General features: G+C 61.6%; 9 protein-coding genes. All 9 read left to right on the forward strand.

What is annotated here, in order from left to right:
• Positions 1–465: 465 nt before the first annotated feature.
• The 9 genes from AC1MEE_RS19700 (at position 466) to AC1MEE_RS19740 (ending at position 13,330) form a co-directional block, all read left to right on the forward strand.
• Positions 466–4,728 (forward strand): PAS domain S-box protein, encoded by a 4,263-nt coding sequence (locus AC1MEE_RS19700; RefSeq protein WP_480411252.1) that lies wholly within the window; start codon positions 466–468, stop codon positions 4,726–4,728.
• Positions 4,725–5,354: a response regulator transcription factor gene (locus AC1MEE_RS19705; RefSeq protein WP_480411253.1), complete on the forward strand. Its 630-nt coding sequence runs from the start codon at positions 4,725–4,727 to the stop codon at positions 5,352–5,354. Before AC1MEE_RS19700 ends, AC1MEE_RS19705 begins: the two co-directional genes overlap by 4 nt.
• A gap of 697 nt (positions 5,355–6,051) precedes the next feature.
• Positions 6,052–6,693 carry a response regulator gene (locus tag AC1MEE_RS19710; protein ID WP_480411254.1) on the forward strand — a complete coding sequence of 214 codons (642 nt, stop codon included), beginning with the start codon at positions 6,052–6,054 and terminating at the stop codon, positions 6,691–6,693.
• Between the two features lie 102 nt (positions 6,694–6,795).
• A complete protein-coding gene (locus AC1MEE_RS19715; RefSeq protein WP_480411255.1) occupies positions 6,796–7,809 on the forward strand; it encodes a DNA adenine methylase in 1,014 nt (337 codons plus the stop codon).
• Positions 7,810–8,051: 242 nt separating this feature from the next.
• Positions 8,052–8,576 (forward strand): chemotaxis protein CheW, encoded by a 525-nt coding sequence (locus tag AC1MEE_RS19720; protein WP_480411256.1) that lies wholly within the window; start codon positions 8,052–8,054, stop codon positions 8,574–8,576.
• 1,020 nt (positions 8,577–9,596) lie between these two features.
• Entirely contained in the window at positions 9,597–10,262 is a 666-nt protein-coding gene (locus AC1MEE_RS19725; protein WP_480416281.1) for a methyl-accepting chemotaxis protein, read from the forward strand.
• Positions 10,263–10,271: 9 nt separating this feature from the next.
• Complete coding sequence (locus AC1MEE_RS19730; protein ID WP_480411257.1) at positions 10,272–10,640, forward strand: response regulator; 369 nt, start codon at positions 10,272–10,274, stop codon at positions 10,638–10,640.
• A gap of 157 nt (positions 10,641–10,797) precedes the next feature.
• Positions 10,798–11,091, forward strand: coding sequence for an STAS domain-containing protein (locus AC1MEE_RS19735; protein WP_480411258.1), 294 nt, complete (start codon positions 10,798–10,800; stop codon positions 11,089–11,091).
• 28 nt (positions 11,092–11,119) lie between these two features.
• Entirely contained in the window at positions 11,120–13,330 is a 2,211-nt protein-coding gene (locus AC1MEE_RS19740) for a chemotaxis protein CheA (RefSeq protein ID WP_480411259.1), read from the forward strand.
• Positions 13,331–13,491 lie beyond the last annotated feature (161 nt).

The raw sequence follows: 13,491 nt of genomic DNA on the forward strand, positions 1-13,491 counted from the left end.
AAACGCTGGATGAGGTTTTCATCTTCAAATCCAGGCTTGTTCTTACGCTTCGGCGCCCCACGCACGGCCAGGATGTCCTGGGCCCATCACTTAGTGTTTCCGTTTGATCCGTTCCCGTTTCAGAAGCTGGAAGAAGCTCTCGGCTTCCTGGCTGGGAGTTCGACATGCACAGCGAGGTCTCTGCGTCTCAGTGCATGCTTCACCCCACTTGTTTATGGCTGAGAGGCAGACCGGTGTGAAGAGTCTAAAGCTATAGCGATAGTGCTTTTCCGTGGTTTCGCGAATGATGCCGGTCCCGACGCAGGCTATGCCGGGGTGCATTTAGCTTGACGGCATTGTCAATCAGGACGAGGGCCTCTTACCATGAGCGGTAGCTAACGTTTATTTGGTGCCTGTGCCGCGCTAACTGCCTAATGTCGAGAACAAGTCACTCGGCATCAGGCAAGCCCCTCTCCTGAGTGACTATTGAGCGAAGTACAGATGATGTTCTCTGTGGAATCGGACGCTTTAACCACGCCGACGGCGCAATCCCAGCTGTTCGAGGCCACCTTCGGTTTGGTGTCCTCCGCCCTAGTTCTGCTCGATGGCCAGGGCCAGATATTGAAGGTCAATGGCGCTTTTGCCGAGTTGTTCGGCTACAGCCTGCCGGAACTGCTCGGCATCCTCTTTCTAGAGTTGCTCCATTGCACCGACCGCGAGGGCCTGCAGGCCTTGCATGGTCAAGTCTTGCCGGTTTACCTCGCTGACCGGCCACTTGAACTGTGCTATCGGCGCAAGGATGGCAGTCTGCTGCACGCGCGCAGCAAGCTGGCTGCCGTCGGCACACTATTGCTCGGCGAAATCGTTCCGCTCGAAGCTCCCCAGAGACTGGACAAGCGCTTGGAGCAGGATCAGTGGCTGCAACGGATTGTCGAAACCGCACCCGGCATCATCGGCACCTTTCGCCGGGACAACGACGGCAAGGTCTCCATGCCCTGGGCCTCGCCTGGTTACGAAGAATACTACGGTGTAACTGCGGACGAACTGAAGCGGGACAGCAGCATTCTATTCGAGCGCATCCACCCCGAGGATGTCGCACGGGTTCAAGAATCGATCGCCGAATCGGCACGCACACTATGCCCCTGGCAATGCGAATACCGGGTACACCATCCGCTAAAGGGCGAGATCTGGCTCGAGGGTCGATCCAAGCCGACTCTAGAGGCGGACGGCGCGGTTCTCTGGTTCGGTTTCCTGCACGACATCAGCGAGCGCAAACGCATCGAACAGGCACTGCAGGAAAGCGAGGAGCGGTTCCGCCTGGTCTTCGAATCCGCCGCCATCGGCATGGCCGTGCTTGCTCTCGACGGTCGCTGGCTGCGCGTCAACCGTTACCTCTGCGAGATGCTCGGCCGAAGTGAGGACGAATTGCTGCAGACCTTCAGCCAGGCCCTGACCCACCCGGACGATCTGTCCAGAGAGATCGCCTGCGGCCAACGCCTGGTGATGGGGGAGGCTCCCTACCTGCGTCTGGAAAAGCGCTACAGGCACCGCGACGGCCAGTACCTTTGGGTGCAACTGACCGCCAGCGCGATACGCTCCAGAGACTGTGCCCCACTGTATTTCGTCGTCCAGATCGAAGACCTCAGCCGCCTCCTCGAGGCCGAGGAGCGCCTCTCCCTGATGGATTTCGCCCTCAGTCATGTGCATGAGGCCGCTTACCTGATCGACAGCCAGGCCTGCTTCCGCTACGTCAATGACGAAGCCTGCCGAAGCTTGGGTTACAGCCGTGAAGAAATGCTGCGCATGACGGTAGCCGAAATAGATCCTGACTGGACCAACGAGCAGATACTGGAAGATTGGCACAACATTCCAGAGCGCCCTTCCGAGATCATCGAGAGCCGTCACCGAACCAGGGGCGGCCGCATCTTCCCGGTCGAAATCAGCATCACTTACATCGAACTCGGTGGTCAGAGCTACAGCTTGGGGCTGGCCCGTGACATCACTGAACGCAGGCGTCTGCAAGCTGCCCAGTGGAACAGCGAAAGGCGCTACCGGGAAGTCTTCGACTACTCGTCGGACTGCCTCTATCTGTTGGAAGTGACTGCGGATCATCAGTTTCGCTATATCGAGATCAATACCGCGTTCGAACGATCGTCGGGGCTCTGCCGCGAACAGCTGATTGGCCGCCACCTCGGAGAGTCGGCCGGAGCGGAAGCGTCGCGCGAGATACTCGCTCAACTCGGCCACTGCCTCGCGAGCGGGAAAAATATCGAATGGGAAGGTGAACTTGAGCTACCTGCAGGGCTCATCGCCATCCACTCGACCTTTATTCCCGTACGCGACGAACAGGGGGACATCTACCGCATCGTAGGGATCAGCCGCGACATCAACGAACGCAAACAGATGGAAACCCGGCTGCTGACCAGCGAGCAGCAGTTCCGCGCCCTGGCGGAAAACTCGCTGAATCTGATCATCCGCTACGACCTGAACTGCCAGCGAACCTATGTCAACCCGGCGTTCGAACGGGATACCGGTATCCCTGCCACTCGGGCGCTGCAGCTCCGGCTCGAAGACAGCTGGAGTGCGAATGTCCCGGTTACTGAATACATCGAGCAACTGCGCCAGGTGATAGTCACCGGAGAGCCGCTGGAAACCGTCGTGGAATGGCCATGCCCGGAAAGCGGAGAGATCGTCGCGCACGCCATACAGATGATCGCCGAACGCGGTGTGGATGGCACGGTGGTCAGCGTCCTGGCCAAGGGACACAACATCACCGCCCTGAAACGCCACGAACGCCTGGAAGAGGCCCGACTGTGTATTTTCGAGCGGCTGGCACGGGGCGCCCCGCTACCGGAAGTTTTAGCGCTGGTGACGAAATATATTGAGCAGGCACGCCCGGACTTCCTGGCCAGCATCATGCTGGTGGACGACGATGGCCGCTACCTGCTCCTCGGCTCGGCGCCCCGCCTGCCGCCCGACTACTCGGAAGCCCTTGGTCGCATCGAGATCGGCGAAGGCATCGGCATTTGCGGCACCGCTGCCTGGCGCGGCACCACGGTCATCGCCGAGGATCTGGCTTCGCATCCCTACTGCGATGCTTTCCGCGAACTGGCCATCAGGGCCGGGCTGCGGGCCTGCTGGTCGGAGCCGATCAAGGACTCCGCCAGCAAGGTCCTGGGTACCTTCTGCATCTATTTGCGCCAACCGGGGCTGCCGACGGACGACGACCTCAAACTGGTTCATCAGGCCAGCCACCTGGCCGCCATCGCCATTGAGCGAAAACGTGCCGAGACATTGCGGCTCGAGAGCGAACAACGTTACCGGGAAATCTTCGATAACTCCCTGGACTCCCTGTGCTTACTGGAGGTGACCGAGGAGGGACGCTTCCGCACCATCGAGGTCAACCCGGCCCTCGAACGCAGCTTAGGCATAGGGCGCGACGATCTGATCGGCAAGACAATTGAGGAAACGCTACCGCCATATGTCGCTGCTGCTTCCATCGACAAGTATCAACGCTGCGTGGACAGCGGTTCTCCGGTGGACGAGGAAGTGGAACTCGAGCTGCCTACCGGGCACATGACCTTTCACTCGACGCTGATCCCGGTACGCAGCGCTTACGGGCGTATCCAGCGGATCGTCGGTATCACCCGCGACATCACCGAGCGCAAACACGCGGAACGTGCCCTGCACGCCCGAGAACAGGAGTTCCGCGCCCTGGTGGAGAACACCCCGGACGTCATCGCCCGCTTCGACCCGCAGTGCCGCTTCCTGTATGCCAACCCAGCGGCGCAAAGCTTGCTCGACCGACCGCTGGCCTATCTGCTCGGCAAGACCTCCAGCGAGGCATCGCCCCGCTCGAAAGCGGCGCGATCCTTCCAAGTCAGGCTCGAACACATCGTCCGAACCGGCGAAGCCACCGAAGAGGAATTCGCCCTGGACGCCCCGCTAGCACAAGGCGCAGAGGCCGCCTGCTATCAGGTTCGCCTGGTGCCCGAGCGCGATCAGCATGGGCGGCTCGTCAGCATTCTCGCGGTCGGTCGCAACATCAGTGCCATGCGCGCAGCCGAGCGGCGCCTGAAGGAGTCCCATGCGCAACTGCGCCAGCTATCCAGCCACCGAGAAGCCACGCGGGAAGAGGAGCGCAAGCGCATCGCCCGGGAAATCCACGACGAACTGGGGCAGCAGCTTACAGCCCTACGCATGGGCATTTCACTGCTGCGCCTACAATTCGGCAACGACCATCCGCTGCTGGTGGAGCGAGTCCAGGCACTGATGGTGCGGGTCGACGAAACCATTCAGGTTGTTCGCAATGTCGCCACCAGCCTGCGCCCCTCCGCGCTCGACATGGGCCTGACCTCGGCGCTCGAATGGCTGGTTTCCGAGTTTTCGGAAAACACTGACATTTACTGCCGATTGAGAGCGCCATCGGCTCGATTGGAGCTCGACGACGAGCGCGCCACCGCGACCTTCCGAGTGATCCAGGAGTCCCTGACCAATGTCGCCCGCCATGCCCAGGCCAGTCGGGTGGATATCCACCTGGAGCGTAGTTCCGAACACGTCCTGATCGAGGTGCGTGACAACGGCAAGGGCTTCGATCCAGAGCAACTGCCCAAAGGCACGCTTGGGATGCTCGGCATGCGCGAGCGCGGGCACATGCTCGGCGGAACAGTTACCATAGACAGCACCCCCGGACAGGGTGCTTGTGTGCGGGTGAACATCCCCTTTCAGGTAGACCCAGAGGCCCCATGATCCAACTTATGATCGCCGATGATCACGCCATCATGCGCGAAGGTCTGAAACAGCTGTTCGCCCTGGCCGGCGACCTGGAAGTCGCAGCTGAAGCGGAAAACGGCGTCATGCTGCTCGAACAGCTGCGCCAGGGCGACATCGACCTGCTGCTGCTCGACATGAGCATGCCAGGCATCAGCGGCGAAGATCTGGTTGCGCGTATCCACACCCACTATCCGCAACTGCCGATCCTGGTGCTGAGCATGCACAATGAAGTGCAGATCGCCCAGCGTGCGCTCAGGTCGGGTGCCTCCGGCTACCTGACCAAGGACCGCGACCCCGAGACCCTGCTCGCGGCCATCCGCCGAGTGGCTGCGGGCGGGCGCTACATCGACGCCGGACTGGCCGAACAGATTGCCTTCGCCGCCAGCGGCCTGGGCCCATACAGCCAGCACGACGCGCTCACCGACCGGGAACTGCAGGTCATGCGCCAGCTCGCCCATGGCCTCAGTGTCTCGCGGATCGCCACGGAACTGGCCATCAGCCACAAGACCGTCAGCACCCACAAGGCTCGCCTGATGGAAAAGATGGGCTTCACCAGCACGGCCGATATCGTCCGCTATGCGATGACGCAACGGCTGCTCTGACCATCAGGGCCACGGATCATGCCAGCCACTCCCTAGGCGCCAGGGTTATTCCCCTACTCAAAAATCAGCGCCCGCTGATGGCTGCAGAATCTGCGCGGCTACATCATTGAGCCTGTGTTGACTCAAAGGCATGGGCTCGCTCACGCAAGCCCTGCAGCGCGTTCGACATGTGTATGCCGCTCTCAGGAAGGGAGCCCGTGGTCTGTTGTTTATGTGCCCCGACATAGCTCGGCCGAACACGGATCCCCGCGTCTTGCGGGGATGGCGATTTTTTTACCCAACTATCAAGAGAGAAAAAGCGTTCGTCGAGGCCGCCAGCAACGGTGCCGACCAGAGCGAGACGGCGGCCCAAAGGACGCAGCGTGCCGCACTAGCGTTGAAGCAGTTGATTCTCGACCTGCACAAGGCTGCCGGACGCCTGGCCCAGGCACAGTCCCCAAAGACGCAATGCACAGCTAGTGGCCTGCTGACGCAAGCCTCGTCGCTAACACGCGGCGAGCCATGCGGCGTCTTTCCACCTATCCCGTCGCAGGCGCATCAGTAGTCATTCGCCTACCAATTAGCAGTAAGACCCTACCGAAAAATCAGCAATCCCCGATGGCCCGCCTACCGGCAGCATGCCACCCTGACCCTAGCTTCAGGCCAGGCTTGGCTACCTGAGCTCACCCAGTTCGCTCAGCCAATGCATTCCTAACCTATGCCCAAAAAAATCCGCCTGCTGATCGCCGATGACCACGCCATCATGCGCGAGGGGTTGAAACAGCTGTTCGCCCTGGCCAACGACCTACAGGTAGTTGCCGAGGCCGAGAACGGCGTCATAGCGCTGGAGCAGTTGCGCCAGGGCGATATCGACCTGCTGCTGCTCGATATGAACATGCCCGGACTCAGCGGCGAAGATCTGGTGGCATGCATCCACGCCCAGCATCCCAACCAGAAAATACTAGTGCTGAGCATGCATAACGAGCCGCAGATCGCCCTGCGCACGCTCAGGGCCGGAGCCGCCGGCTACCTGTGCAAGATGTGCTCACTCGAGACCCTGCTTAGCGCGATCCGCCGCGTGGCCTCAGGAGCGCGATTCATCGACCCGCAAATAGCCGAACGCATAGCCCTCGAAACCAGCGGACTGAAACAGCAGATCCATCACGACACGCTCACCGAGCGCGAGTTCCAGATTCTGCGCCTGTTCGCCCGTGGCGCCAGCGTGACCCGGATCGCCGAGACGCTGACCATCAGCAGCAAGACCGTCAGCACCCACAAGGCACGGCTGATGGAGAAGATGGGCTTTTCCAGCAATGCCGAGATCGTCCGCTACGCCGTGAGCCAACGGCTTATCGAGTGACAAGGCCTCGCCCCCGATACAAGCACTCGCGATCATATCCACGAATCGGCTGGCGCGAGATGCCCCACACCACTGCACTCTCTCTAGTGATAGCCCCATAGTATGAGCATCTCCCCACCCATCACCTGGTTCGGCGGCAAGGCCAAGCTGGCCGCCCGGATCATCCGCCATTTCCCCTATCACCATACCTATGTCGAGCCTTTCGGCGGCAGCGCCGCAGTACTGCTGGGCAAGCCTGCGGCGAAGGTCGAGGTCTACAACGATATCGATCGCGAACTGCTAAATCTCTTTTCTATTCTGCGCGAGCCGGCCACCTACCAACGCCTGAAAGCGGCCTGCGAAGCCACGCTCTACTCCCGCGCGGAGTTCGAGCTGGCCCAGCAAGCTACCGCCGAGCCGGTGGAGGCGGCGCGGCGCTTCATCGTCCGCCAACGCCAATCCCATAGCGGCATGGGCCGACGCTGGAGCTACTGCATTGAGGATGCCCAAAGCGGCATGTCGTCGGCGGTGCGTCGCTGGCTGTCCGGTGTCGAGCGCCTGCCGGCCATTCACCAGCGACTGCGTAGCGTGCAGATCGAAGCCGACGACTGGTCCCATGTGATAGCCCGTTACGATACCAGCCGGACACTGTTCTATCTCGACCCACCCTATGTCGCCGCTACCCGGGTCGGCGGCGGTTACCGGCATGAACTGGCGCCTGGTGAACACCAGCGCCTGGTAGAGACCATCCTCGAGGTCAAAGGCATGGTGGTGCTGTCCGGTTACCAGTGCGACATCTACCAGCCCCTGGAAGAGGTCGGCTGGCAGCGTATCGATTACAACGTACCTGCCTATATCTCCCCGCAACGTGGCCGCCGTCTGGAAAGCCTCTGGCTGTCGCCGCGGACACTGGCTGCCGCACGCCAGGAGTCCGCTCCCTTCATCGACAGCATGCGCGAAGGCGCCTACCACACCCATAGAGTCCGGGTCGAAGCCACCGAGGCGCGCATCCGTGCCAGCATTGCGGCGTTGCGCAAATCCGGGCAACGCGTCAGCCTGAGCGCCGTGGCCCGGCATCTGCACATAAGCCGCGAGCACCTGGGTCGACGCTATCGCCACCTGTTCGAAAAACCGTGACCTATGGCCTGCCTCTGCCGAGCAAACCGTGACCTATGCCTGGCACCACGCACCACCCAAATGCTAGCAACCGCGCACAACCAGGCCCGTTGCATCCCCCTACGCCAATCGAAACCGGCTGTAAACGCAGCCCCTGCATGCCGGGCACAGCCTAGGCCCCTACAGAGGCGTAGATGATCCGAAACAGCCTACGGCCAACCTATCGAAGGAAGTATCCCTCTACTAAGAGCAGGGGGGGCCAGTTGATCAAGGTGGAAAGCCCCGGCAGCGCGCCGGAAACCCGGCAATACCTGACCTTCACCCTCGCTGGCGAACAGTTCGCCGTCGGTACCCTGAGCGTCAAGGAGATCATCGAATACGGCCAGCTCACCGGCGTACCAATGATGCCGCCAAGCATTCGCGGGGTGATCAACCTGCGCGGCGCGGTGGTGCCGGTGATCGACCTCGGCGCGCGCTTCGGCGCCCGGCAGACCGAGGTCGGCCGACGCACCTGCATCGTCATTCTCGAGGTGGACCACGCCGACGAGCAACAGGTGATCGGTGTGCTGGTCGATGCGGTGAACGAGGTGCTGGAAATCGCCCCGACGGACATCGAGCCGCCGCCGGCCTTCGGCGCGCATATCCGCACCGACTTCATCCAGGGCATGGGCAAGGTCGGCGGCCGTTTCATCATCCTGCTGAACATCGGCCGGGTGCTCTCGGTGGACGAACTCACGGTGCTGGCAGCGACCGCCCGAGTAGCGGAGCCGCGGGACACTCCAGCATGACCATGCGCCGCCCGAGCCGTCGAGGCCCGACACCTGCCAATAAACCGCGAGTATCTGGGGCACCGCTATCGCCAGCGGCTCGAAAACCGTGACCTATGGCCTGCAAGCGCCGGACAAAGCGTGATTTATGCCCGGCGCGACATCTCTGTTTGTCTTCGGCAACTGCGGTACGACCAAGCACACCGCCTCACCCCTTGATGCGTCCCCGGCAGCAACGTTGCATGCCGGATGTAGCCAGGAGCCGCGCAGAATCAGCCCGCGGGCACCCGCGAAAGTGAAACTTCGCGCGACACGATGTAGGGCGATGCCTACCCAGACCTCCAGCATGCCTACCAAAAAACCAGCATAGCCCGATGGCCAGCCGCTGCGCATGGCCTGCATCATGTGTTGCTGCTGGCATTCTGCTGGCACTTTTTTCGACGCAGGACTACCGGCTCCGGCATCCGCCAGCAGGTCCGGTCACCGGATGGAGAATCCGCATTGAGCGTAACAATCGACCCCCCTAGCCCATCCTCAGCAGGAGCACCAGTGGCTTTCCTGGCCCTGGCAGTTCTAGGCGCCACCTGCGTACTGGGGACGGGAGGGCTGCACATCCAGCCTATAGGGCTTGCCGCTTTGCTCCAGGCACTAGGCACGGTTGCAGCCCTCTACTATCACTCGCGCAACCGTGCCCTGCGCCACGCCCAGCAATCAGCCGGCGAAAAACTGCAAACGGTCAGGGAACGGGACAACCAGCCCATTTGTCGCTGCGGCCTGGAATCGGTGTGCCGCGGCGTGCTGCCAGTCTGGGCGGGACAGATCGAAGTCGCCCGCAGCCACACCGAAGAAGCCATTACCGCGCTGGCCGTGCGCTTCGCCGATATATCCCAGCGTGTCGAGCGCGCCGTCTCGACCACACAGGACGGCACCGCTGCGGACGGCGGACTAGTCGCGCTGTTCGGCACCAGCCAGCACGAACTGGATGCCATCGTCGCCTCGCTACGTTCCGCCCTGGCTACCAAGGAGTTGCTGCTGCATGAGGTGATGGAGCTCTCCAGTCTCACCGAGCAACTGCAGAGGATGGCCCAGGATGTCGGCAATATCGCCAAGCAGACCAACCTGGTCGCCCTCAATGCCGCCATCGAGGCCGCCCGCGCCGGCGAGGTGGGTCGCGGCTTCGCTGTGGTGGCGGATGAAATCCGCAAGCTCTCCAGCCTCTCCGGCGAAACCGGCAAGCGCATCGGCGAGACCGTGGACACAGTGAATGCGGCCATCGCCAGCACCCTGGCGATCTCCCGCCAGTATGCAGAGCAGGACGAAGCCACGGTGAACAATTCCGGCCGGGTGATCGAGCAGGTTATCCAACGCTTTCGCGGTGCCACCAACACTCTCCTCGATTCCTCCCACGAGTTGCGCAAGGAAAGCCAGTCCGTTGGCCAGGAAATCGCCCAGGTGCTGGTCGGCCTGCAGTTTCAGGACCGCGTCAGCCAGATGCTGGGCCTAGTCCGCAACGACCTGGAAAAGCTGCACCAGAGCCTTGCCCAAGGGCAACGGGACAGCGTCGCCGGCCATATACCGACACCGCTTGACGCCGACGCCTGGCTCGAGCAACTGGCCCACACCTACACCATGCCCGAGCTGCATGACGTGCACCGGGGCAACGCCCAAGGCGCACCCAGCAGCGAATCCGAAATCACCTTCTTCTAGGAGCCCCCAATGGCCAAGACCATCATGATCGTCGACGACTCCGCGTCCCTGCGCCAAGTCGTCAGCATCGCCCTGAAAAGTGCCGGCTACGAGACCGTCGAAGCCTGCGACGGCAAGGATGCCTTGAGCAAGCTCAACGGCCGCAAGCTGCACCTGATCATCAGCGACGTAAATATGCCGAACATGGACGGCCTCTCCTTCGTCCGCGCGGCCAAGCAGTTGCCGGCCTACAAGTTCACCCCGGTGATCATGCTCACAACCGAAGTTAGCGACGCCAAGAAGCAGGAAGGCCAGGCGGCCGGGGCCAAAGCCTGGGTGGTCAAACCCTTCCAGCCGGCACAGATGCTCACTGCGGTTTCCAAACTCATTCTGCCGTAAACACCGGGGCCCGATGAGCAACCTGCTCGGGCTGCTGCGCTGCCTATTCGGCCGCAGCCAGGAGAAGCACGGGCAGGTAGTGCCTCGGCGGCGAACGCCTGCACACCCTGAGTTGTGCCAGATGCGGCAGCCACAGATATCGACTGGAGAGAAGCCAATGAACACCGACGCTCATCAGCGCATCGCCATCGAAGGCGAGCTGAGCATCTACACCGCAGCCGAATGGAAAAGGCGCCTGGATGACCTGATCAGCCAGGGCGGCAACCTCGAACTGGATCTGGGCGCAGTACAGGAGCTGGACACGGCCGGGCTGCAACTGCTGATTATGGCCAAGAAAGAAGCGACCGCCCGCAGCCAACAATTGCTGCTAAGCAATCACAGCCAAGCGGTACTGGAGGTGTTCGAACTATGTGACATAGCCGCCTTCTTCGGCGACCCCATCCTGCTGTAACCGAACCACTCATGAAAAGGCAGCGAACATGAACCTGGATGACGCACAACAGACCTTCATCGTCGAGAGCCTCGATTTGCTGCAGCAGATGGAGGATGCCCTGCTGTATATCGAGTTGGCCCCGGACGACCCCGATACGATCAACGCGATTTTCCGTGCCGCCCACACCATCAAAGGCTCCGCCGGCCTGTTCGGCCTGGACGACATCGTCGCCTTCACCCATGTGGCGGAAAGCGTGCTGGACCGCGTTCGCGGTAAGCATTTGCACTTCGATGAAGAGTTGACCGCGCTGTTCCTGCAGGTCTGCGACCACATCGGCGTACTGGTGAAACTGGCTGCCGACAATAAGCAAGCGGAGAAATCCGTGCAGAGCAGTGGTGCCAATCTACTCAACTTGCTGCGTGGACTGCTGGACGACGCTCCCGAATCGGCGCAGGACAGCACTACTGCGGAGCGAAGCACTCTGCCCGTCGAACATGAGCCAAGCATCGAACGCAGCGGCGACACGATGGAGACCGATCACTGGCACATTTCCCTGCGCTTCGGCCGTGACCTGCTGCGCAACGGCATGGACCCGCTGGCGTTCATTCGTTACCTGTCCACCCTGGGGCGTATCTGCAACATCGTCGCCCTCAGCGACAGCCTGCCACGAGGGACGGAGATGGACCCGGAAAGCTGCTACCTGGGCTTCGAGATCGGCTTTCACAGCGATGCCGACAAGGCCACCATCGAGGGTGCCTTTGAGTTCATTCGCGAAGACAGCCAGGTGCACATCCTTCCGCCACACAGCAAGACCGATGAATACCGGCAACTGATTCAGGAGCTGCCGGAAGAGAGTCTACGTCTGGGCGAAATCCTCCTCATACGCTGCGGCACCCTCACCACCCCGGAACAGAACGATGTACTGCGCAACCAGCCCACCCAGCAGCAACAGCAACAGCCCATCGGCCAGGTGCTGGTCGAACAGCAGATCGTTCACGCTCCGAAGATCGAAGATGCGCTGAAAAAGCAACAGCAGGCCAAAGACAGCCGCAAGACGGAGAACAGCCTGATCCGCGTCGATGCCGGCAAGCTCGACCAACTGATCAACCTGATCGGCGAGTTGATCATCGCCGGCGCCGGCGCCAACCTCGCTGCCCAGAACGCCGGCGCCAGTGAGCTGGTGGAGGCCACGGCGGTCCTCGCGCGCCTGGTGGAAGAAGTGCGCGACTCGGCGCTGACCCTGCGCATGGTTCAGATCGGCTCCACTTTCAACCGCTTTCAGCGCGTGGTACGCGACGTTGCCAAGGAGCTAGGCAAGGACATCCGCCTGGAAATCAGCGGCGGCGAGACCGAGCTGGACAAGACTGTGGTGGAACGGATCGGCGATCCGCTCACCCACCTGGTGCGCAACGCCATGGATCACGGCATCGAACCCGCCGAAGTGCGCCTTGCCCAGGGCAAACCGGCCCAAGGCCGGCTGCGTCTGAACGCCCACCACGACGCCGGCAGCATCGTCATCGAGGTCGCTGACGACGGTGGCGGCTTGAACAAGGAGAAGATCCTGCGCAAGGCCATCGAGCGCAGCCTGGTCAACGAGGGGCAGAACCTCACCGACCAGGACATCTTCAATTTGATCTTCGAACCCGGTTTCTCCACCGCAGAGCAGGTCAGCAATCTCTCGGGCCGCGGTGTCGGCATGGACGTGGTCAAGCGCAACATCACCGCCCTGCGCGGCAGCGTTGAGTTGGACAGCGTCGAGGGCCAGGGCACCGCCCTGCGCATCCGTCTGCCGCTGACTCTGGCGATCATCGACGGCTTTATGGTCGGCGTCCGCAGCGCAAGTTTCGTGATTCCCCAGAACATGGTGGTGGAATGCATCGAGCTGTCCGCGAACGAGGGGCGCGACTATCTCAATCTGCGTGGCGAGGTGCTGCCGTTTATCCGTCTGCGCGAGCTGTTCGGCTTCGAAGGCACCCCACCGCGCCGGGAAAACGTGGTGGTGGTGCAATTCGCCGGGCAACGCGCCGGTCTGGTGGTGGATCGCCTGCTGGGGGAATTCCAGACCGTGATCAAGCCGGTCGGCAAGGTCTTCGGCCAGATCGGCGGGGTTGGTGGCTTCACCATCCTCGGCAGCGGGGAAGTGGCGTTGATACTCGATGTGGCGGGGCTGGTACGTCAGGTCGCTATTCGGCGGCCGCAAAGCAGCAGTAGCCGATTGGCATCAAGCAGGAACGACGCTTCGAGCGTCGGTTCGTAATCCATGAGGCACGTTGTTATTGCGTTAGTGCGCTGTTTTTAAATACACCAGGCTACGACCTGATAAAGCCATAAAAACCAGAGTTCCAATCGTTCACGCAGAGCAAGTTATTTCAAATGTTTCCCACTCGCGGCGCAAACCGTCAAGAGGTGACAGCGCGC

It is taken from the genome of Pseudomonas sp. ASL3 (assembly GCF_056680425.1).

Bases quoted from the DNA above. Each gene is read 5' to 3' on its own strand.
- AC1MEE_RS19705 (WP_480411253.1), top strand. From the start codon at position 4,725: ATGATCCAACTTATGATCGCCGATGATCACGCCATCATGCGCGAAGGT.
- AC1MEE_RS19710 (WP_480411254.1), top strand. From the start codon at position 6,052: ATGCCCAAAAAAATCCGCCTGCTGATCGCCGATGACCACGCCATCATG.
- AC1MEE_RS19715 (WP_480411255.1), top strand. From the start codon at position 6,796: ATGAGCATCTCCCCACCCATCACCTGGTTCGGCGGCAAGGCCAAGCTG.
- AC1MEE_RS19730 (WP_480411257.1), top strand. From the start codon at position 10,272: ATGGCCAAGACCATCATGATCGTCGACGACTCCGCGTCCCTGCGCCAA.
- AC1MEE_RS19735 (WP_480411258.1), top strand. From the start codon at position 10,798: ATGAACACCGACGCTCATCAGCGCATCGCCATCGAAGGCGAGCTGAGC.
- AC1MEE_RS19740 (WP_480411259.1), top strand. From the start codon at position 11,120: ATGAACCTGGATGACGCACAACAGACCTTCATCGTCGAGAGCCTCGAT.